General features: G+C 74.1%; 20 protein-coding genes and 1 tRNA gene. 9 read left to right on the top strand and 12 right to left on the bottom strand.

The window, feature by feature from the left end; translation table 11 throughout:
• Positions 1 to 81 precede the first annotated feature (81 nt).
• Positions 82 to 822, top strand: a complete 741-nt coding sequence (locus H2O74_RS02520; protein ID WP_182112983.1) for a GAP family protein — start codon at positions 82 to 84, stop codon at positions 820 to 822.
• Between the two features lie 54 nt (positions 823 to 876).
• Here the strand turns inward: H2O74_RS02520 and H2O74_RS02515 are convergent, their stop codons facing one another.
• The 3 genes from H2O74_RS02515 to H2O74_RS02505 form a co-directional block, all read right to left on the bottom strand.
• Positions 877 to 1,170 (bottom strand): hypothetical protein, encoded by a 294-nt coding sequence (locus H2O74_RS02515; RefSeq protein ID WP_182112982.1) that lies wholly within the window; start codon positions 1,168 to 1,170, stop codon positions 877 to 879.
• A 1-nt stretch (position 1,171) separates the two neighbouring features.
• Positions 1,172 to 2,239, bottom strand: coding sequence for a LacI family DNA-binding transcriptional regulator (locus tag H2O74_RS02510; protein ID WP_255491738.1), 1,068 nt, complete (start codon positions 2,237 to 2,239; stop codon positions 1,172 to 1,174).
• Positions 2,240 to 2,313: 74 nt separating this feature from the next.
• Positions 2,314 to 2,541 carry a hypothetical protein gene (locus H2O74_RS02505; RefSeq protein WP_182112981.1) on the bottom strand — a complete coding sequence of 76 codons (228 nt, stop codon included), beginning with the start codon at positions 2,539 to 2,541 and terminating at the stop codon, positions 2,314 to 2,316.
• Positions 2,542 to 2,827: 286 nt separating this feature from the next.
• Between H2O74_RS02505 and H2O74_RS02500 the strand changes: the two genes are divergently transcribed.
• Positions 2,828 to 3,244: a hypothetical protein gene (locus H2O74_RS02500; protein ID WP_182112980.1), complete on the top strand. Its 417-nt coding sequence runs from the start codon at positions 2,828 to 2,830 to the stop codon at positions 3,242 to 3,244.
• Positions 3,245 to 3,308: 64 nt separating this feature from the next.
• Here H2O74_RS02500 and H2O74_RS02495 read toward each other — a convergent pair whose 3' ends face one another.
• Entirely contained in the window at positions 3,309 to 4,955 is a 1,647-nt protein-coding gene (locus tag H2O74_RS02495) for a DUF4153 domain-containing protein (protein ID WP_182112979.1), read from the bottom strand.
• Positions 4,956 to 5,920: 965 nt separating this feature from the next.
• Here H2O74_RS02495 and H2O74_RS02490 point away from each other — a divergent pair.
• Genes H2O74_RS02490 through H2O74_RS02480 form a run of 3 tightly spaced genes read left to right on the top strand, consistent with a single transcriptional unit; the run spans position 5,921 to position 8,198 of the window.
• Positions 5,921 to 6,223 carry a hypothetical protein gene (locus H2O74_RS02490; protein WP_182112978.1) on the top strand — a complete coding sequence of 101 codons (303 nt, stop codon included), beginning with the start codon at positions 5,921 to 5,923 and terminating at the stop codon, positions 6,221 to 6,223.
• Positions 6,220 to 7,617, top strand: a complete 1,398-nt coding sequence (locus tag H2O74_RS02485) for a WXG100 family type VII secretion target (RefSeq protein WP_182114355.1) — start codon at positions 6,220 to 6,222, stop codon at positions 7,615 to 7,617. Before H2O74_RS02490 ends, H2O74_RS02485 begins: the two co-directional genes overlap by 4 nt.
• The gene (locus H2O74_RS02480; RefSeq protein ID WP_182112977.1) at positions 7,614 to 8,198 is read left to right on the top strand and encodes an SMI1/KNR4 family protein; all 585 of its coding nucleotides are present in this window, start codon (positions 7,614 to 7,616) and stop codon (positions 8,196 to 8,198) included. Before H2O74_RS02485 ends, H2O74_RS02480 begins: the two co-directional genes overlap by 4 nt.
• 312 nt (positions 8,199 to 8,510) lie before the next feature.
• On the opposite strand, the gene H2O74_RS02475 is transcribed toward H2O74_RS02480, so the two are convergent.
• The 6 genes from H2O74_RS02475 to H2O74_RS02450 form a co-directional block, all read right to left on the bottom strand.
• Positions 8,511 to 8,861 (bottom strand): hypothetical protein, encoded by a 351-nt coding sequence (locus H2O74_RS02475; RefSeq protein ID WP_182112976.1) that lies wholly within the window; start codon positions 8,859 to 8,861, stop codon positions 8,511 to 8,513.
• Positions 8,862 to 9,037: 176 nt separating this feature from the next.
• A tRNA-Thr gene (locus H2O74_RS02470) sits at positions 9,038 to 9,110 on the bottom strand.
• An 81-nt stretch (positions 9,111 to 9,191) separates the two neighbouring features.
• Positions 9,192 to 10,757 (bottom strand): alpha/beta hydrolase, encoded by a 1,566-nt coding sequence (locus tag H2O74_RS02465; protein WP_182112975.1) that lies wholly within the window; start codon positions 10,755 to 10,757, stop codon positions 9,192 to 9,194.
• Between the two features lie 101 nt (positions 10,758 to 10,858).
• On the bottom strand, positions 10,859 to 11,992 hold the full coding sequence (locus H2O74_RS02460; protein WP_182112974.1) for a DNA polymerase III subunit delta': 1,134 nt from the start codon (positions 11,990 to 11,992) through the stop codon (positions 10,859 to 10,861).
• Positions 11,989 to 12,597 carry a dTMP kinase gene (gene tmk / locus H2O74_RS02455; protein WP_182112973.1) on the bottom strand — a complete coding sequence of 203 codons (609 nt, stop codon included), beginning with the start codon at positions 12,595 to 12,597 and terminating at the stop codon, positions 11,989 to 11,991. Before tmk ends, H2O74_RS02460 begins: the two co-directional genes overlap by 4 nt.
• A gap of 48 nt (positions 12,598 to 12,645) precedes the next feature.
• On the bottom strand, positions 12,646 to 13,653 hold the full coding sequence (locus H2O74_RS02450; protein WP_182112972.1) for a Gfo/Idh/MocA family protein: 1,008 nt from the start codon (positions 13,651 to 13,653) through the stop codon (positions 12,646 to 12,648).
• Between the two features lie 39 nt (positions 13,654 to 13,692).
• On the opposite strand from H2O74_RS02450, the gene H2O74_RS02445 reads away from it, so the two are divergent.
• Together H2O74_RS02445 and H2O74_RS02440 are read left to right on the top strand one after the other, a co-directional pair.
• Complete coding sequence (locus tag H2O74_RS02445; RefSeq protein ID WP_255491737.1) at positions 13,693 to 14,643, top strand: PfkB family carbohydrate kinase; 951 nt, start codon at positions 13,693 to 13,695, stop codon at positions 14,641 to 14,643.
• Positions 14,644 to 14,755: 112 nt separating this feature from the next.
• A complete protein-coding gene (locus H2O74_RS02440; RefSeq protein WP_182112971.1) occupies positions 14,756 to 15,352 on the top strand; it encodes a TetR/AcrR family transcriptional regulator in 597 nt (198 codons plus the stop codon).
• A gap of 74 nt (positions 15,353 to 15,426) precedes the next feature.
• On the opposite strand, the gene H2O74_RS02435 is transcribed toward H2O74_RS02440, so the two are convergent.
• The gene (locus H2O74_RS02435; protein WP_182112970.1) at positions 15,427 to 16,458 is read right to left on the bottom strand and encodes an iron-containing redox enzyme family protein; all 1,032 of its coding nucleotides are present in this window, start codon (positions 16,456 to 16,458) and stop codon (positions 15,427 to 15,429) included.
• A gap of 176 nt (positions 16,459 to 16,634) precedes the next feature.
• Here H2O74_RS02435 and H2O74_RS02430 point away from each other — a divergent pair, with 176 nt between their 5' ends.
• Positions 16,635 to 16,916: a CDGSH iron-sulfur domain-containing protein gene (locus tag H2O74_RS02430; RefSeq protein WP_309232697.1), complete on the top strand. Its 282-nt coding sequence runs from the start codon at positions 16,635 to 16,637 to the stop codon at positions 16,914 to 16,916.
• Between the two features lie 13 nt (positions 16,917 to 16,929).
• Positions 16,930 to 17,430, top strand: a complete 501-nt coding sequence (locus tag H2O74_RS02425; RefSeq protein WP_182112969.1) for an NUDIX domain-containing protein — start codon at positions 16,930 to 16,932, stop codon at positions 17,428 to 17,430.
• An 88-nt stretch (positions 17,431 to 17,518) separates the two neighbouring features.
• Here the strand turns inward: H2O74_RS02425 and topA are convergent, their stop codons facing one another.
• Positions 17,519 to 20,356: a type I DNA topoisomerase gene (topA, locus tag H2O74_RS02420; RefSeq protein WP_182112968.1), complete on the bottom strand. Its 2,838-nt coding sequence runs from the start codon at positions 20,354 to 20,356 to the stop codon at positions 17,519 to 17,521.
• Between the last annotated feature and the right edge of the window lie 71 nt (positions 20,357 to 20,427).

Genomic DNA, 20,427 nt, shown 5'->3' with positions numbered 1-20,427 from the left:
CGACGAAGGATGCAGACGAGCCGTCCCGCGGTGCGGCGATCGGCCGACGCGCGCGGCGGGCGACGCGGCGAGGCTCCCCGCATGAGCCTTCCCGTCCTCGCCGGCCTCGCCGCGCTCGCCCTCGTCGACAGCACGAGCTTCGGCACCCTCCTCCTCCCCGTGTGGTTCCTGCTGACCCCCGGCCGCGTCCGCGTCGCGCGGCTGCTGGTCTTCCTCGGCACCGTCGTCGCCTTCTACTTCGCCGTCGGCCTCGCGCTGCTCGCGGGCGCCGACGTCCTCCTCGAGCGCGGCACCGAGCCGCTCGAGGGGACGGCCGCAACCACCGTGCAGCTCGTCCTGGGCGTCGGCCTGCTCGTCGGCTCGTTCTTCCTCGGCCCGCGCAAGGGCCCGGACGGCGAGCGGCGCCCGGCCGGGCGGGTCCTGCGCTGGCGCGAGCGCGTCATGACGGCCGACGGCGGCGCGTCGACCTACGGCTCCGTCGCGGTGCTCGCGCTCACGGCGACGCTGCTCGAGCTCGCGACGATGCTGCCCTACCTCGCCGCGACCGGGCTGATCGCGGCGTCGGGCGCGACGCCGCTCGAGCAGGGCGGGGTCCTGGCCGCCTACTGCCTCGTCATGGTCCTGCCGGCGCTCACGCTGCTCGCCCTGCGTCTGGTCGCGCACCGTCTCGTCGAGCGACCGCTGGCGCGGATCGGCGCGTGGATCGAGCGGACGGGCGCCGAGACGACGGCCTGGGTGGTCGGCATCGTCGGCTTCCTCCTGGCGCGCGACGCGGCCCCGCGCCTGCCCTGGCTCGCCGACATGCTGGGCGGGCTGGCATGACGGTCGGCTGACGCCCGGCCCGCTCCCCGCCGCGACCGCCGCGGTCAGCCGCGGTCAGCCGCGGACGGGGTACCAGCGGGGGCCGTAACGCCGCCCGACGTCGAGGGAGAGCACGTCGGCCAGCGGCTGCACGTGCGCCCGGACCGCACGCGCGACGCCCAGCGCGCGGTCGTCGTCATCGGCGGTGAACCGCACCGTGGCGCGGGCCTCGCGACCCACGACGCCGACGTCCCACGCCTCGACCTGGACCCGCGCGCGCGCGGCGGCGACGGCGGTCGGCAGCACCTGCGCGGGGTCGGTCCCGGGAGCGAGGCGCCCGACGGCGAGCACGGCGCGGTAGCTGGGCACGTCAGCGCGCGGACGGCGCGGGGCCGGTCGAGCGGCGCACGACGAGCTCGGGGACCAGGAGCTCGCGCCGCGGCTCGCCGCCGCCCCCGTTGCGCGCGCGCGCGATCGCGCCGGTGAGGACCTGCGCCGCCAGGCGGCCCTTCGCCGTCACGTCCTGGCGCAGCGTCGTCAGCGAGGGGCGCGTGCGGGTCGCGAGCGGCGCGTCGTCGAACCCGACGACGGAGACGTCCTCGGGCACGCGCAGGCCCAGGTCCCGCGCGGCGCGCAGGACGCCTGCCGCCATGACGTCGGAGAAGCACAGGACGGCCGTCGGACGGTCGTCGCCCTCGAGGAGCAGGGTCGCTCCCGCGTAGGCGTCCGCGTCGTCGTTGCGGTGCATCTGCACGGCCATCACGTGCGCCCCCGCGGGCTCGAGCGCCTCCAGCCAGCCCGCCACCCGCTCGGCGGCCACGTAGTTCGCGGCGCCCCCCGACGCGATCGACGCCGGGTCGCAGAGGCCGGACGGCTCGTCCCAGCGCCCCATCGTCAGGAGCCCGACGCGCCGGTGGCCCAGCCCGAGGACGTGCTCGGCGCCCTGGCGCGCGCCGCCCCGGTCGTCGAGGAGCACGGCGTCGGCGCCTCCGACGGGCGCCTGGTCGACGAAGACGAGCGGCAGCTTGCGCTTCTGCAGCCAGTGCAGCGCGGGCGTGTCCCCCGCGCACGAGTAGACGAGCGCGCCGTCGATCGGGACGTCGCGCGCCGGGATCGTGGCGGCGGACGTCTCCGACGGCAGGAGCGCGACGGCCATGCCCGTGGGCGCGAGCTCGTCAGCGAGCGCACCGAAGAACCCCGTCGCCGCATCGTCCTCGAACGCGGCGCTCACGGACTCGGTGAGGAGCACGCCGACGGCGCCCGTGGTGCCGCGCGCGAGGGCGCGGCCGGCGGGGTCGGGTCCGACGTAGCCGAGGTCGTCGGCCGCCGCGAGGATCCGCGCCCGCAGCTCGGCGGAGAGCTGGTCCGGCCGGGAGAACGCGTTGGACACGGTCATGCGGCTGACGCCGACGAGGTCGGCGACCGTCTGGAGCGTCACGCGGCCCACGGCGTCACCGCCCACCCCGACCGGCTCCGGCTCATACGGTCCAGGGTAGGCGGTGGGACCGGGCATCAGTGCGCGGTGAGGTGCGGGCCGCCGTCGTGCGCGTGCGGCGGCGCGACGGCGTCGGCCGCCCGGCGCAGCGCGGTCGCCAGGGCGGAGCGCGCCCGCGGCACCCGCACGACGTCGGCCCGTGCCCGGCGGCGTGGCGGCCGCCCGGGCACGACCGGCGCGTCCGGTCGTGCGCTGTTGGCCAGCTCCACCGTCGCGCGGCGGGCGAGGAGTGTGGCGATCGGCATGCTGTCCATGGAGTCCCCCGTTCGATGTCTGTACCGCTAAAGTAGACCCGGTGACTGTACCGGTCAAGTGGTTTCTCACCGATCGATCGAGGCCCTCATCGGCGCCCGCGCCGGAGGCGCGAGGTACCGGTCGGCCGGCGTCCAGCGCCGCTGATCGTCCACCTCAGCGGCGAGACGCGCGGGTCGCTGTGGACGTTGCTCACGCTTCGCGACGCGCTGCAGGTGCTCTAGCCCGGCCACCTCGCACCAGAACAACCCAGCCCGTGCCCACACCTAGGGTGGAGTGATGGCGATGGCCTACGAACTGCATCCCGATCCGGCAGGTGATCTGGGTGAACGGACCGTGCTCGACACCTCACAGCACCCACCGATCGTTGAGCAGCTGCACTACGAACTGGAGTACTGGGACGGCGACGATCTCCTCGCGTCGTTCCCGGTCTACCTGGTGACCGAACGACTCCGCGCTGCCCTCGAGGCCTCTGGCCTCTCCGGCATTTCGTTTGCTCCCGCGGAGGTGACCGGATCGGACAACGTCACGGCTCTCGGCTACGGCACGCCGCCACTCGTGTGGATGAAGGTGATCGGCTCGGCGGGCACGGATGACTTCTGGTTGGGCACCCTTGCCGAGCTCTACGTCTCCGAGGCGGCGCTCGCTCTGTTACGGCAGTTCAACATCGAGCACTGCCAGGTCGAGGCTCTGTAGCGCTCGGAGCCCGACGCCAGGGCGAACGCCTCTTGCAAGCGCACGCTGCGCCAGATGGTCACCGTCAAGGGCGACCGACCGCACACGTCTCCCACGACGTGGCGCGCACCGGCGCGCCCGACTCGAGCGCGCGGCGTGCGGCGTCGCGTCCCGCGTTCCACCCGGCGGCGTCGTCGCGCGCCAGCGTGGCCATGTCCGCCAGCACGCACGAGCGCAGCGGCTCGTCGAGCTCATCGGCGGCCGGCACGGCGTCGGCGGACAGGCCCCGCAGGTACCAGACGTCGAGCGGCACCTCGAGGTCGGCCCGGACGTTGTGCCGCAGGATCAGCGCGTCCGGGTTCGCCAGGGCGAGGCCGAGCATCGCCACGCCCACGACGCCGAGCACGCCGCGGGGCAGCCACGCACCGCGGCCCTCGCCCGACCGCAGCCCCGCGGCCATGACGAGCAGCAGCACGACGGCGAGGACGACCTCAACCACCACCACGAGGAGCCGCAGGCGCGTGAGCCCGAACGCCTCGACGTACAGGTCCATGCGCCGCAGGGCCGAGGCGACGACGCCGAGCGTGCCGAGGCACAGGACGCCGAGCGCGAGCCGGGCCAGGCGCCGGTCGCCGACGGACGCCCGCGGGGCGTGCCGCACGGCCACGCCGACGACGACGAGCGTGAGCGCCGTCGCGACGACGAGCTGGGCGAAGCCCTCGCGGGCGTACTGCGCGTAGCCCAGGCCCGCCGTGGCCTCGACGTACGCGTGACCGCCGACCAGCGCGCCGACCTGCACCAGCACGAACCCGACCACCACGGCGTCGAGCGCGAGCACGGGGAGCAGCCACTCGCCGCGGCGCGCCGGCCGGCCCGGCCCCGGCCGCAGGTCCGACCACGCGGCGGGCGCGACGGCGAGGTGCGCGAGCGCGGCCGCGAGCAGCGCGACGAGCACTCCGACGACGACCTGCCCCGGCAGGAGGTCGACCGACAGCCGCGGCAGGTAGCTCGCGAAGACCCGGTCGGCGCTCGCGAACAGCAGGCCGAAGACCGTCACCAGCACCACCGTGACGCCCACGCTCCGCAGCGCGACCAGGGTCTGCCGGCTCCGCAGGCCCGGCGAGCGCGCCAGCGTGCGTGCGACCCAGGGCATCGACCGCACCAGCCCTGCGAACCAGGTCGGCACGGCGAGCAGCAGCGCGGCCGTCGAGCGCGACGACGTCGCCGCGACCGTGCCGGTCAGCGCCGCGGCCAGGGCGCAGAGCACCACGAGCCACGGCGCGTCGCGGACCGCGACGACGGCGAGCAGCGCCACCGAGAGCACCGCGAGCGCGAGGTCGGTGCGCGCCCCGCGCCGCACGAGCGCCGGGACCGCCGGCGCCCAGACCGCGGCACCGACGACCGCGGCGCCGAGGCCGGGCCGGTGCCCGACGAGCAGCGCGCCACCGGCGAGGCCCACGCCGGCGAAGGCGAGCAGCTGCGGGACGGCGAGCGGGCGCCGGTACTCCTGCCAGAAGCGCCCGAGGGGGGTGTCGGACGCGTCGGTGACGGGCAGCGTCGTGACGGGTCCGTAGGCGCCCCCGCCCGGCCAGCCCGCGCCCTGCGGCACACCCGCCGCTACGACGGCCCCGCGCGGCGCAGCGGCGGGCGGGAGCGGCGCAGGGGCGGGGGGCGGCGGTGCCGAGGGCGGCGGCGGGGTCGGTGCGGGGTCCTGCGGCTCGTGCTCGCTCATGGTCGACAACCTAGGGATCCCCTTCTGACCTGCGGCGACGCGGATCTGGCGGGTTCTGTCGAGGTGTGGTGCCGTGCGTGCAGATCCTGGCCCAGGTGTGGACGTCCCGCGAAGACGGCGTTCGGCCTCGCCGCGCGTCGGCGCTGGCCCCTGTGGAGTCGGCGGCTCGGGCCGACCGACGCGGGCGCCGGTCCGAGGGCGCGTCGGTGCACGAGCAGCGCGGGTCAGGGCACCGGGGTGGGTGGCGGTTCCGTGCGCCGCGCGTTGCTGGAGTGACGGCTGGTGCTCCTGCGACTCCCACGGGGCCCTTCAGCCACACGCCCACCGTCGGGCGCACGGAAGCACCACGAGCGTGCGGCCGGCGGTGGCGGTGGCGGTGGCGGGGCGGTTGGCCCGACGCGCGAACGCGGCCGGACACGGAAACGGCCCCGCACCCGAGGGTGCGAGGCCGTGAACGTGAGCCGCCTATCCCCCCTGACCATGGTGACGTCGACCTCGCGGAGCACGCGCTCGAGGCTGCCCATGACGCCGTAGACGCCGCTTCGAACGTCTTGCGCACCGGTGACGCCCCGGCAGCGCTCGCCGCAGCCCGGGCCGCAGTGCGCTCCGTGCTCGTCGCCCAGGCTGCACGCACCGGGTGCTTGCCTCCACTTCCAACCGGTGCATCTCCAGCTGAACTCGATGAGCTGCTGCGACAGAGCACGCGCAGCTCAGCGCTCTCAGCGCGCGTCGGGGACTTCGACAGCGTTGCTCTGACCGCCGGTGACGATCCGATCGTGACCGCATGGGTCGTCGACCTCGCCTGGGCCGTCGTCGAGGCTGGGCGCACCGCAGACGCTTGAGTACACCCAGTCGGTTCACGCATTCGAGGGGCGTTTGTCCACAATCGTGCCCTGCCCATGGCCGGGAGCGCGCGCAGGACAGTACAAATGGCCGAGCAAGCGCCTGCAACAGGGGGAAGAACTATGCCTGGTGTCTTCAATGCTGACGCGGACCTGATCCGTGCCGCCGGCAGTCGCGTCACCGAACTGGCCGACGGCCTGCAAGGGCTCGATCGGTCCGCCATCCTGGCAGGACGCGATGCGTACCAATGCCCCGTCGTGCGGGATGCGGCGAGCACCGCAGCAGACCGATGGGCCTACGCCGTCGAGCAGATTGCCGCTGAACTCGCAGGCCATGGGGCGGCGCTCATCGCCTCAGCTAACCGCTACGACGAGGTCGACCTCGACGCAGCCTGCTACCTGAACGACCCAGGACTGGCGCCGTGAGCGAACTCGAGGGCTGGCCAGACCCGGCCTCGCTGGTTCAAGGCGCACCCGGACCGATAGTCGCGGACGCGGACGTACTGAACCGTCTGGCCGGAACCGTCGAGAGCCTCGTGGACGTCGCCTACGGAGCGGACGTCGGCGACTGGTCAGGGGACGCAGCAGACGCGTACGCGAACGCGATACATGAGACGCGCCTCAAAGCGCTCAAGCTCTCTGACTCCTTCCGCGAAGCTGCCTCCGCACTGAAGTCGCACGCGTGGACGCTCGAGTGGGCGATCGGCCAGGCCGACCTCGCGGTTGCCAAGTACAACGCCCCGTCCGCCGCTCCCGTCACCCCGGGGGTCATGACACCAGCACAGGCGGCTGCGCACGACATCATGAATGCCGCCCACGACGGGGTCCGACAGTCCGCTACCCGCACCGCTCGGGTGCTGCGGGACCTTGCTGACCTGCTCCCGTACCGCCCCACCTTCTGGAACCACCTCGGGCACCACTGGGCCGAACTCGTCGGCGGGACCGCAGAGGCTGGCAAGGACCTCATCGTGTTCGCCTGGGACATGAACGTTGCGTCGCTGATCCTCGACCCCTCGGGTTGGGGCGCGCATAAGCAGCAACTCCTTGCAGGTCTTGGTACTGCCCTTACCGACCCCGTAGCGTTCGGTAAGGGAGTTACCGACTGGGACACGTGGATGACCAGCCCCGCGCGCGCCATCGGGCACCTCGTACCGGACGCCCTCATCGGCATAGCTACGGCAGGGTCCGGCGCTGTTGCGGTCCGGGGATCCCGCGCGGTCGCAAACGCGGCGGCACGGTCGGTGGATGACGTCGCAGAGACGGCTGCCGGCGCTGCCACCCGGCGCGCGGATGACGCGGCGGAAGGCGTCCTGGACGCCACAGGGAGGCGCCAGTACACCGCAGACGAGCTCGCGACCCCGACACCCGGTGACGGGCCTGTGATCTTCCGCGTGAAGGACTCGATGACGAGCGAGGAAGTCGGGCAGATGCTGGACTATGTCGACGAAGGGAATCGAGTGCGGCTCGAAGGCGGCCTGTCAGAAACGGGACGGGTTTCGACGGAAGGCGACCTACGACGCGCGGCGAACGCGGAGGCGTCGCTCGAACGGGCGCGGGCCAGTGCTGCGGGGTCCCCGTACCAAGGTGTGGCCGGCCACCTCCCCGATCCCACATGGACGAACCGGCCGGGATCGGAGAAATGGGCCGACGAGACCATAACCGTGAACAGCTCGCTAGGCGGTCAGGCCGGCCACTACCCCGTCGGCTACAAGCCGACCGTCTTCGAGCTAGTCGAGCGCTCTGCAGGGAATCCAGTCATCAGGTTGCCTGACGGGGCCCCCGCGATTCAACTCCCCGACGGCTCACGGGTGGCACGATGAGCACCATGAACGATGCAGCCGGCGCAACCGCGGCTCCCAACTGGAGGGCGCTGCTCGGGGAAATCGGTCTGACACGGATGCGGCTCGACGAAGCGGCGCCGCAGGTCTACCCACTCACCATTCCGCACAAGGGCGCCACTTCTGACCAGCTCGCCGGGGCCGAGGGGCGACTCAGGCATGCCTTGGATCCGATCCACCGCGAGTTGCTCACCTACGCCAACGGGTGGTCAGCGATGTTTGTGGACACTGACCTGCTGTCCACCGAGCAGCTTGGTGCGGACGGCCTCTGGGAGCAGACACGTGACCTCCTCAAGGACCTAGAGGAGGACTGGCCGCCGGGGTACCTTCCGCCGGTCGACCAACTTGAGATCATCGGTGCGAGCACTGTAACCAGCGACCTCTTCCTGTTGTGGACGGCTGGGCCTGTGACTGGCGGCGGGCGACCCGTGCTATGGCTTGGGGCCGGACAGATTGTTCAGCAGTGGGCCAACGTCGCGGACTTCATGTGGTCTGTGCTGGCGTACACCCGCAAGACGCTCGACGACGTACTCGCGAAGCGCCCCCCCTTCGACCGCCTGTAGTTGACTGGAGCCCAGGCGCTGAGCGGGTGCGCGGGCCGTGTGGCACCACCCATCACCACCCTTGCTCGTCCGGCCAAGGACGACCTGCAGTAGCCCTAGAGGCGCGTCACCGCCCAGCAGTGTCCAGCTCCACGAACCACCCGTGGCGCTCGAGGACTGCCGCGGCGCGTGGTCAGGCAGCCGCAGGGATCACGAGCCCAGCCTGTGCAGCACCTTCGTGCCTGTCACCGTGACCACCCGTCGAGATCTGTCCCGGGTGCGGCCGCACGACGTGGACCCTGCGGGAAGTTTGGGTCAGCACCGCCTGGCCCCTCACCGGCGCCCAGGGCCCACGGCACCGTCAGCCGCCAGCCAGCGTGCCTGCTGTGGGCGCAGGGACGGGTCGTGACCGACCTCACCGGCGCGCAGCTCAAGGTCACCGCGGCGCAGCTGGTCGGCGTGCTGGGCGCGGAACATGACCAGCATCCGCCCCACGATCCGCACCCGGTGCAGGAGGACGAGCACCTCCGGGTTGCCGGAGATCAGGGCGTTGGCGTGCACCCACGCGTCCAGGTCGCCCAGGCGCACATGCGCCCAGTGCATAGCTTGCGCGGCGCGCATGAGCGCTGCGGTCGACGGTTCGCCGGCCAGTTCACGGTCGGCGGCGCTCAGCGGCGCGGTCACGGACTCCAGGCGCTCCCATGCGACCGTGATCGGGACGGTCCCGGGGGGTGGCGGCTCTCGCTGAGCATCAAGCCCAGACCGCCACTGGCCACATACTGGCCACGCCGAAGAATCACACCGGATGAAGTAACGGCCCCTCCCCGCGTTTCCGCAGGTGAGGGGCCGAATCTAGCGCGAGCCGCCTATCAGAATCGAACTGATGACCTTCTCATTACGAGTGAGACGCTCTACCGACTGAGCTAAGGCGGCGCGCCCGCCGAGGCGAGCGGGCCCTACTGTACCGACCGCGGGCGCAGGCTCCAAAGCGAGAGCGGCACCGTCATCGGGGGGTCAGCACTCGAGCCCGTCCTCGGGCACCGTCCCGTCCACCAGGTAGGCGTCGACGGCGTCCTCGACGCACGCGTTGGAGCGGCCGTAGGCCGTGTGGCCCTCGCCCTCCCAGGTGATGAGCACGCCCGAGTCGAGCTGCTCGGCGAGCGCGACGCTCCACTCGTACGGCGTCGCGGGGTCACCGGTGGTGCCGATGACCAGGATCGGCGCCGCACCGGCCGCGGCGATCTCCTTCCGCTCCGCCTCGGACTGGAACGGCCACGTCTCGCATCCCACGGCCATCGCGAAGTGACGGCCGAAGGTGGGCGCCTGCGCGGCCACCTGGTCCGCGAACGCGACCATCTCGTCGTAGCTGCGGTCGACGACCGGGTAGTCCAGGCAGTTGATCCCGGTGAAGGCGACCATCGAGTTGCTGAGGTAGGTGCCGTCCGGCGTGCGGTCGAGGTAGAAGTTCGCCAGCTCGAGCAGCGTCGCGCCGGTGTTCTGCTCCATGGCCTCGGACAGCGCCATGGTGAGCAGCGGCCAGGAGGCGTCGTCGTAGAGGGTCACGACGATGCCGTAGAAGGCCAGCGCACCGTTGACGGTCTGGCCGTTGCCGGCGTCGAGGGGCTTGCGCTCGGCGCGCTCGACCAGGGCCGCGATCTGCTGCTTGCCCTCGTCGACGGTGCCGGACAGCGCGCAGTCGCTCCCGGCGAGGCAGTCCTCGACGTAGGCGCCCAGCGCGTCCTCGAAGCCGATCGCCTGGCCCACCACGAGGTCGTCGTTCGACATCGCCGGGTCGAGCGCGCCGTCGAGGACGAGGCGGCCGACCTTCTCGGGGAAGAGCTCGGCGTACGTCGCGCCGAGGAAGGTGCCGTAGGAGAAGCCGATGTAGTGCAGCTCGTCGTCGCCCAGCACCGCGCGCAGCAGGTCCATGTCCTTCGCGGCGCTGACCGTGTCGACCTCGCCGAGCAGGGCGCCGGTCGCGTCCAGGCAGCCCTCGCCGAAGGCCCGGGCGGCCTCGCGCGCCGCGTCGACGTCGGCCTGGCTCTCGAGCGCGACGTCGGCCGTCAGGAACTCGTCGACGACGGGGTCGGGGCCGCAGTCCACGGCCGAGGACGCGGCCACGCCGCGGGGGTCGAAGCCGACGACGTCGTAGGCGGCCAGCACGTCGGCACCCAGCACTCCGGTCACGGCGTAGTCGAGGAACTCGATCCCGGACGAGCCGGGGCCGCCGGGGTTGATGAGGAGCGAGCCGATGCGCTCGTCGTCGGAGCCCGTGGCGAGCGACCGCTGCACGGCCAGCGAGATCTCCCCGGCGCCGACGTCGTCCCAGTCGAGCGGCGCGCGGACCGTCGCGCACTCGTACGCGCCGCACGTCTCCCACGAGACGTCCTGCTCGTAGAAGGCCTCGACGGTGTCCGCCGGCGCCGAGGCCGAGGGGGACGACGCCGACTCGGGCGTCGTCTGCTCCTTCGGTGCGACGCACGCGCTCAGCGCGAGGAGGGCGACCGCTCCCGTCGCGGCAGCGCGCAGTGCGCGGCGGGGGGCGGGTGAGGTCGAGCGGCGGCGGAAGGCGTGGAGCACGAGTCACACGGTATCCGCCGGGACCGACGTCCTGGCCTCCGGTCCGGACCCTCGCAGGCGTCGATCTGGTCACAACGTGCGTGACCCGACGCGCCGGGCGACTACCCCTGCGGGCGCAGCGCGACGGCCATCGCCTCCATGGCGAGCAGCGGGGCCACGTTCCCCTCCAACCGGGTCCGCGCCTCACCGATCGCATCCATGCGCCGGATCGTCTGCTCGGGCGTGCTGCCCGCCGCCAGCCGGTGGATCTCGTCGTGCACCGGGTTGACGAGGTCGACGTCGGCGCCGAGCTGCACCACGAGCACGTCCCGGTACAGCGAGAGCAGGTCGAGCAGGGTCCGGTCCAGGACGTCGCGCTGAGCCCGGGTCGCCCGGCGCTTCTGGTCGTCCTCGAGCTGCTTGACCTGCGAGCGGACCGACGGCGGCAGGGTCGCGACGCCGTCGGCGCCGAGGGTGTGCAGGAGCGCGGCCCGCTCGGCGGCGTCGCGGTCCTCGGTGGCGGCCTTCGCCTCGGTCGTCGCGACCTCGACGAGGTCGGCGGCCGCGAGCACGGCGTCCCCGATGCCGCGGATCTCCGCGGCGAGCCGCAGCGTGCGGGTGCGCCGCTCCCGCGCGGCCGGGTCGCGGGCGAGCCGGCGGGCGAGGCCGATGTGGCTCTGCGCGGCGCGCGCGGCCATCCGCGCCACCTCCCGGTCGGCGCCGTCGCGCTCGACCAGCAGCGCGGCGACGTCGTCGACCGGCGGCACGCGCAGCGCGACGCCGCGGCAGCGCGACCGGATGGTGACGACCACGTCCTGCGGGCTGGGGGCGCACAGCAGCCACACCGTGCGCGGCGGCGGCTCCTCGATCGCCTTGAGGAGCACGTTGGAGGTGCGCTCCACCATGCGGTCCGCGTCCTCGAGCACGATGACCCGCCAGCGGCCCTGCGACGGGGCGCGCTGGGCGACGCCGATGAGCTCGCGGACCTCGTCGATCGAGATGGTCACCTTCTCCGTCGCGACCACCATGACGTCCGCGTGCGTGCCGGCGAGCGTCGTCGTGCACGCCTGGCAGCGGCCGCACCCGCCCTCGGTGCACTGCAGCGCCGCCGCGAAGGCGCGCGCGGCGTTCGAACGGCCCGACCCCGGCGGGCCGGTGAGGAGCCAGGCGTGCGTCATGGCGCCCGGGTCGGTCGCGGCCTCGCGCAGCACCTCCACCGCGTGGCGCTGGCCCACCAGCTCGGTCCAGACGCTCATCGCACCGGTACCGGGAGGGCGTCGACGCGCGCCGCGATCCGGGCGTGGACCTCGGCGGGCGGGAGCGCCGCGTCCACGACGAGCCAGCGCGCGGGCTCGGCCGCCGCGCGCGCCAGGAACGCCGCGCGCGTGCGCCGGTGGAACTCCAGGCCCGCGCTCTCGAGGCGGTCCGGCGCTCCGGTGAGCCGCCCGAGCCCGACCGCGGGGTCGAGGTCGAGGAGCACCGTGAGGTCCGGCAGCAGCCCGTCCGTCGCCCACAGCGAGAGGCGCTCGACCTCGTCCGCGCCGAGCGCGCGCCCGTCCCCCTGGTAGGCGACGGACGAGTCGAGGTACCGGTCCGTGAGCACGACGGCGCCGCGCTCGAGCGCGGGGCGGACGACCGCGTCGACGTGGTGGGCGCGGTCGGTGGCGTACAGCAGCGCCTCCGTCCGCGGGCTCACGTGCTCGCCGTGCAGGACGGCGTTGCGCAGCTCGACGCCCAGCGGCGTGCCGCCCGGCTCGCGCGTGCGCACGACCTCGAGACCGCGTCCGGCCAGGAGGTCCGCCAGGAGGGCGAGCTGCGTGGACTTGCCGACGCCGTCGCCGCCCTCGAAGGAGATGAACACGGCGTCAGGGTAGCCCGGCGGACCGACAGCCCCGGTCGCCGGGGCCCCTCACTCCCCCGGGTACGTCACCCCGGCCTGGCGGCGGATCTCGTCCATGGTCCGCATCACCTCGAGCGTGTTGTCGAGGGTCATGCGCGGGCTCTCGGTCGCCCCCTCGGCGACCCGCCGGGCGACCTCGGCCGCCTGGAACTGGAAGCCGCCGTCGACCTCGCGGTCGTAGGCCCAGTAGCTGCCGTCGGAGCGGATCACGGTGAAGCCGGTCGGCCGGTAGAAGTCGCTCTCGATCTCGATGCGGCCCTGCGTGCCGCCGATGACGGCCGTCGTCGCGGTCCGCGACCAGAGTGTGGTGCTCAGCGATGCCTGGGTGCGCTCGCCGTAGCCGAGGGCGATGCTGAGCTGGCCGTCGACCCCGGTCGGCGTCAGCGAGCCCGTGGCCTGCACCCGGTCGGGCACGCCCAGCAGGTCGTGCGCGAACGAGACGGGGTACACGCCCAGGTCGAGCAGCGCGCCGCCCGCGAGCGACGGGTCGTGCAGCCGGTGCGTCGCGGGCAGGTGGCCGAACGCCTGGCCGTGGTCGGCGATGAGCGTGACGACCTCGCCGATGTCGCCACGCTCCAGGACCGAGCGCAGCGCCACGACGTGCGGCAGGAAGCGCGTCCACATCGCCTCCATGACGAAGACGCCCGCGGCGCGCGCGGCGTCCACGACCTCCTGCGCCTCCACGGCGTTGCGCGTGAACGACTTCTCGACGAGCACGTGCTTGCCGGCCCGGATCGCGAGCAGCGCGTGCGCGCGGTGCTCGGAGTGCGGCGACGCGACGTAGACGGCCTCGACCTGCGGGTCGGCGACGAGCGCCTCGTAGCCCTCGTGCACCGTGGGGACGTCGTACTGCTGCGCGAAGGCCGCAGCCCGCTCGCGGTTGCGGGACCCGACGGCGACGATGCTCCCCTGCGTGTGCCCCAGGACCGCCGCGGCGAACGTGTGGGCGATGCCGCCCGGGGCGAGGACGCCCCAGCGGATCGGCGGGGCGGTGCGCGGGTCCTCGGCGTGGGTCATGCGCGCCAACCTAGCGGCTGGCGCGCCTACGCTCGGGCCGTGCCCTCGGTGTCGTCCCGGACCGCGTCGCCACCCTCGCGCGCCGTGCTGTGCTGCGGCCTCGCGACGCTCGACGTCGTCCAGACGGTCGACCACGTGCCCGCCGCGGACCAGAAGGTCCAGGCCCGCGGTCTCGCCGTCTCCTCGGGCGGACCGGCGGCGAACGCGGCCGTCACGGCCGCGACCCTCGGCTGCCCCGCGACCCTGGTGACGCGTGCGGGCGGCTCGGTGCTCGGGCGGCTGGTCGTCGCCGACCTCGAGGCGCACGGCGTCGCGGTGCGCGACCTCGGCGGCGCGGACGACGCGCCGGCCGTCTCGACGGTGCTCGTGACGGCGGGCACGGGCGAGCGCGCGGTGGTCTCCGTCAACGCCGCGCTCGCGCCGCACGGCGCGGCGTTGAGCGACGCCGAGGCCGCGGTCACCGGCGCCGCGGTGCTCCTGGTCGACGGCCACCACCTCGACCTCGCGACCCGCCTCGCCCGCGCTGCCCGCGCGGCGGGGGTGCCCGTGCTGCTCGACGGCGGCTCGTGGAAGCCAGGGCTGGAGGCGCTGCTCGCCCTCACCGACGTCGCGCTCCTGTCCGCGGACTTCCGCCTGCCGGGCCCGGGCGACGGGCGGGCCCCCGACGCGCTCGCCGCCGTCGCGGCCCTCGGCCCGCGCCTGGTGGCCCGCTCGCGGGGCGGCGCGGCGATCCAGGTGCACGGCGCCGACGACGTCGCGGTCCCGCCGGTCGCGGTCGTCGACACGCTCGGCGCCGGTGACGTGCTGCACGGCGCGCTGGCGGCGTGGCTCGCGCACCACGGCGCCCGCGACGCGGCGACGCTGCGGCAGGGCCTCGCGTTCGCGGCCCGGGTCGCGTCCGCCTCGTGCGCGGCGGACGGCGCGCGGGGCTGGCAGCGGGACGCCGACGTCGTGCACGGCGCCCGGTCCGCCCTGACACGCGACGTCTGAGCCTGCGCAGCCGGTCCGGACCGGCGGCGGCGCCGGTCCCGGCGTGCCATCCTTCTTCGGCACCGAGGGGTGCCGGCGCCCGGCGAGGGCGCGCGCGACGGGAGGTGTGGACGTGCCGCGCATCGACGCACCGACGGTCGCCGAGCACCGGGCCGCGCGGGAGCGCGCGCTCCTCGACGCCGCCCGGGCGCTCCTCACGGACCGGCCCGAGCGACTGCCGACGCTCGCGGAGGTGGGCGAGCTTGCGGGGCTGTCCCGCTCGAGCGTCTACCAGTACTTCGGCTCGCGCGAGGACCTCCTCTCGGCGCTCGTGCGCGACTCGTTCCCACGCTGGACCGAGCGGCTCGACGCGGCGATCGCGGCGGCCGACGGGCCGCGCGGCCGGATCCTCGCCTTCCTCCGGGCGAACCTCGAGCTCGTCGCCGACGGCGAGCACGCGCTCGCCCGCACGCTGGCGGTCGTCGCACCGACGCAGGAGCTCGCCGACCGGTCGCGCACGTTCCACGACCAGCTGCTCGTGCCGCTGCGCGAGGCGCTCGTGGAGCTGGGCGAGCCGGACCCGGACACGATGACCGAGCTGGTCGTGGCGCTGCTGCACGCGGCGTCCCAGCGCGTCGAGCAGACCGGGGACCTCGATCGCGCGTACGAGGCCACGGTCGCGCTGCTCGACGGCTACCTGCGTGCCGGAGGGCACCGGCCGGCGCCCTGACGCGAGCCCACGCAGTGGGAGGAACCCGGATCACCTTCCGGACGGGGACAGGTGCCTCGGGGCGGGGCGGGGCGTCAGGCCGCGGCCGCGCGCGGGCGGCGCAGCGCGCTGGCGCCGGACTCCCAGGCCGCCAGCATCGCGGCGCCCGCCAGGCCGTCGACCGCGAGGTACGCCGCCGCGCCCCACAGGACGTCGTCGCGCACCTGAGGCTCGGCCTCGGCGAGGGCACCGGCGAGGTCGCGGCCCGCGATCTGCTCGTGCACGGCGTCGGCCTCGACGTGCTCGTCGAAGTAGAGGGTGACGTCGTCGCCGTATCCCAGGCGACGGAAGCCGTTGGCGTACCTGCGGCACGGGATCGACGACGTCATCTCGAACGCCGCGAGGTGCCCCGTGATCGCGCCGCGCAGGCGCCGGTGCAGCCCGAACAGGCTCATCATGTTGACCGACGCGAGCGTCGGCGCGGGCACGACGTCGACGTACGCGCCGTACGTGTCGTCCAGCCCCATGGCGCGCAGCGTCCGGCCGAACAGCTCGGCGTGGATGTAGCCCGGGCGGCCGCCGCCGTACTCGTCGGTCTGGATCTCGATCAGCGCGGACTTGGCCCGGCCGCTCAGGCGCGGCAGCGCCCAGCTGTGCGGGTCCGCCTCCTTGAGGTGGTAGATCGAGCGGTGGACGAGGAACTCGTGCAGCTGCTCATCGGTCGCCTTCTTCGCGATGTACGCCGAGACGCTGGGGCCGTCGTCGGCCGCGGTCAGCGCGAACAGCGCCTCGGCGATCTCGTTCGCGGTGCGCGCGTCGGTCTGCGGCACGGGGACCAGGGCCCGGATCGCGGCCTCGAACGGGCCCTCGAGCGTCGCGCGCACCCGCAGCAGGTCGGGCTGCCACTCCCAGTCCTCGTCGACCCCGTCGAGCCCGCGGTAGGAGAGCTCGTAGAGCGCCAGCAGCGAGACCTGGACGTCCTCGTCCGCCAGGACGTCGTCGGTCATGGCCACCGCACGCTCGGCCGCCGCCTGGAGGGCGGGCAGACAGGTCACACCGGCCGGGTCACCGGCGAGGGTCTCCAGCAGGAGCTCGCTCAGCGGGCCTCGGGCAGCCGGTCGTCGCATTCAGGTCCTCCTCGTCGAACGCCGTCGGCGCCACGTTGCGCCCGCGCCGACAGGGGGCGCCTTCGCGGCGTCCCGCGGTCACCCTGTCACCGGCGGTGGCCGTCCGCATCCGCAGCCCGCCCCGGCGGACGGGCCCTCGGCGCGCGGACGGGCACGGGCCGCGGTTGACTGCGGTCGTGAGCCTGAGCGAGATCCGCGGTGCCCGGACGCCCCACCAGCCCGACGACGCCGCCGCCGTCGAGGCGCCGGCCGACGGCGGCTGGGCGAGCATCACCGCCTGCCCGAACGGCCCCCTGCTCGTGCGCGGCGACGTCGAGATCCTTCTCGCCAGCGGCGAGCCCGCCCCGCGCCGGCGGCGCACGGTGGCCCTGTGCCGGTGCGGCGCCTCGGGCATCAAGCCGTACTGCGACGGCAGCCACAAGGTGATCGGCTTCACCACGGACGACGAGCCGGTCTGAGGGCACCGGTTCGATGAGCGCCCCGGAGCGCACGCTGCTCGTGGCCGCCGCCTACGTGGCGCTCCGGCGACGCGACAAGGTCCTGCTCCAGCTCCGCCAGGGCACGGGGTACATGGACGGGTACTGGTGCCTGCTCGCCGGGCACGTCGACCTCGGGGAGTCCGTGGTCGACGCCGCCGTGCGCGAGGTGCGCGAGGAGTCCGGCGTCCGGGTGGCAGCCGAGGACCTCGAGCCGCTCACGACCCTGCACCGGTTCGAGCCCGGCGGCCCGCCGGTCGAGCAGCGGTGCGACGTCTTCTTCGAGGCGTGGCGCTGGTCGGGCAGCCCGCGCCTCGCCGAGCCGGACAAGGCGTCGGCGATGGCGTGGTTCCCGCTGGACGCGCTGCCCGACGTCGTGCCGCACGAGCGCCTGGTCCTGGACCACCTGGCCCGCGGCACGCGCCCCCCGGCGCTCCTCGTCGTCCGCCTGGACCCGCCGCCGGACCGCTACCCGTCCCCCGCCGCGCCCTCCTGACGCGCGCGCCCCTGATGCGCCGGAGGGTTCCGACCGCTCAGCGGTCAGAACCCTCCGTGCGGCCGCACCCGGCCCCGGCGCGCGGCCGTCAGGACTTCTTCGCGGCGGCCTTCGGCTTGGCGGGTGCCTTGCGGGCCGGCGCCTTGCGGGTCGTCGCGCGCTTCTTGACCGGGCCGCGCGCGCGCTTCTCCGCGAGCAGCTCGGACGCACGCTCGAGCGTGATCGTCTCCACCGCGTCCTCCTTGCGGAGCGTCGCGTTGGACTCGCCGTCGGTGACGTACGGGCCGAAGCGGCCGTCCTTGACCACGACCGGCTTGTTGCTCACGGGGTCCGTGCCGAGCTCGCGCAGCGCCGCGGACGCCGACGCGCCCCGTCCGCGCTTCGGCTCGGCGTAGATCTTGAGCGCCTCCTCGAGCGTGATGTCGAACATCGCCTCCTCGCTGGGGAGGGTGCGCGAGTCGGTGCCCTTCTTGAGGTAGGGACCGTAGCGGCCGTTCTGGGCCGTGATCGGCTCGCCGCTCTCCGGGTCCGTGCCCACCACGCGCGGCAGGGAGAGGAGCTTCAGGGCGTCGTCGAGCGTGACGGTCTGCAGGTCCATCGACTTGAGCAGCGACGCCGTGCGCGGCTTGGGTGCCGCCGCGAGCGCCTTCTTCTTCGCCGCGGCGGACAGCCCCGGGTCCAGCTCGGGCTCCGGGAGCAGCTCGGTGACGTACGGCCCGTAGCGGCCGTTCTTGGCGACGATCGTCGTGCCGGTCGAGGGGTCCTCGCCGAGGACGAGGTCGCCGTCGGGCTGGGTCTCGAGCAGCTCGCGCGCCTTGTCGACGGTGAGCTCGTCGGGCGCCAGGTCCTCGGGGACCGACGCGCGCCGCGGCGTGCCGTCCTCGGTCGTGCCGCCGTCCTCGAGGTAGGGCCCGTACCGGCCGACCCGCAGCGTGATGCCCTCGCCGATGTCGATCGAGTTCACGTCGCGCGCGTCGATGTCGCCGAGGTTGGCGACCAGCCCGTGCAGGCCGTCCGCGCCGGCGACGGCGTCGTCGCCGAAGTAGAACTGGTGCAGCCAGGCCGCCCGCTCCTTCTCGCCCGCGGCGATGAGGTCGAGGTCCTGCTCCATGGCCGCCGTGAAGTCGTAGTCGACGAGGCGGTCGAAGTTCTCCTCGAGCAGCCGCGTCACGGCGAACGCGAGCCACGACGGCACGAGAGCCTGGCCCCGGTTCGAGACGTACCCGCGGTCCTGGATCACCGAGATCGTCGCGGCGTAGGTCGAGGGCCGGCCGATGCCGCGCTCCTCGAGCGCCTTGATGAGGCTCGCCTCGGTGAAGCGCGGCGGCGGGGAGGTGCGGTGGCCGTCGGCGGTCAGCTCGGAGCCGACCATCGCGTCGCCCTCCGCCATCTGCGGCAGGCGCGCGTCGGCCTCCGCCTTCGCGGACGTGCCCCCGCCGGCGCCGTCGGCCGCCTCGGTCGCGGCCTTGCCGCGCCGGCCCCGCGTGACGGGGGCCGCGGGGTCGTCGTCGGCGTAGCGGTCGACGTCGCGCCCCTCCTCGTACGCGGCCATGAAGCCGCGGAAGGTGATGACCGTGCCGGACGCCGCGAACACGGCGCGCGCCCCGGCGAGCTCGCCCGCGTCGGCCGACGTCGTCGCGGCCAGCCGGACCGAGGCCGTCGAGCCGCGCGCGTCGGCCATCTGGGAGGCGACCGTGCGCTTCCAGATCAGCTCGTAGAGGCGGAACTGGTCGCCGGACAGCTCGCGCGCGACCTGCGCGGGCGTGCGGAAGTGGTCGCCCGCGGGGCGGATGGCCTCGTGGGCCTCCTGAGCACCCTTGGCCTTGCTCGCGTAGTGGCGCGCCTTGTCCGGCACGTACTCGGGGCCGTAGAGCTCGGCCGCCTGGCGACGGGCGGCGTCGATCGCCTGCGCCGACAGCGCGGGCGAGTCGGTACGCATGTAGGTGATGTAGCCGTTCTCGTACAGCGTCTGCGCGGTGCGCATGGTCTGCCGCGACCCCAGGCGCAGCTTGCGGCTGGCCTCCTGCTGGAGGGTCGACGTCGTGAACGGCGCCGCGGGCCGGCGCGTGTACGGCTTGGTCTCCAGGCTCGTCACGCGGAAGTCGGCACCCTGCAGCCCGGCGGTGACCGCCGTGGCCCGCGCCTCGTCGAGCTGCACGACGTCGGCGCCGCTCGCCTTGAGCCGGCCGCGGTCGTCGAAGTCCCGCCCGCTCGCCACCCGCCGGTCGTCGAGCGCGACGAGCCGCGCCCCGAAGGAGCCCTGCTCCGCCTCGGTCGCCGGGGCGGACTGCGCGAAGGTCCCGGTGACGTCCCAGTACTCGGCGGCCCGGAACGCCATGCGCTCGCGCTCCCGCTCGACGACGAGCCGCGTCGCGACCGACTGCACGCGCCCGGCGGACAGGCCCTGGCGGACCTTGCGCCACAGCACGGGCGAGACCTCGTAGCCGTAGAGGCGGTCGAGGATGCGGCGCGTCTCCTGCGCGTCGACGAGCCGCTCGTCGAGCGTGCGCGTGCTCGCCAGGGCGCGCTGGATGGCCTCGCGCGTGATCTCGTGGAAGACCATGCGGTGCACGGGCACCTTGGGCTTGAGCTCCTGGAGCAGGTGCCACGCGATGGCCTCGCCCTCGCGGTCCTCATCGGTCGCGAGGAAGAGCTCGTCGGAGTCCTTGAGCGCGCGCTTGAGCTCGGCGACCTTCTTCTTCTTGTCGGCGTCCACGACGTAGTACGGCTCGAAGCCGTTCTCGACGTCGACGGCGAACTTGCCGAACGGGCCCTTCTTCATCTCCACGGGGAGCTCGGAGGGCTGCGGGAGGTCACGGATGTGCCCCACGGACGCCTCGACGACGTAGCCGTCGCCGAGGTAGCCGGCGATCGTGCGCGCCTTCGCGGGCGACTCCACGATCACGAGCTTGCGACCTGAGGCCATGCGGGGACCTGCTCTCTCATCATTCGGCCGGGAGGACGGGGCGTGCTCCCGGGACCGGGCGGGGCCGTGGC

Origin of the sequence: Actinotalea sp. JY-7876, from assembly GCF_014042015.1 — a bacterium.
In the GTDB taxonomy this organism is placed as follows: domain Bacteria; phylum Actinomycetota; class Actinomycetes; order Actinomycetales; family Cellulomonadaceae; genus Actinotalea.
This window is presented reverse-complemented; position numbering and strand designations above follow the sequence as displayed.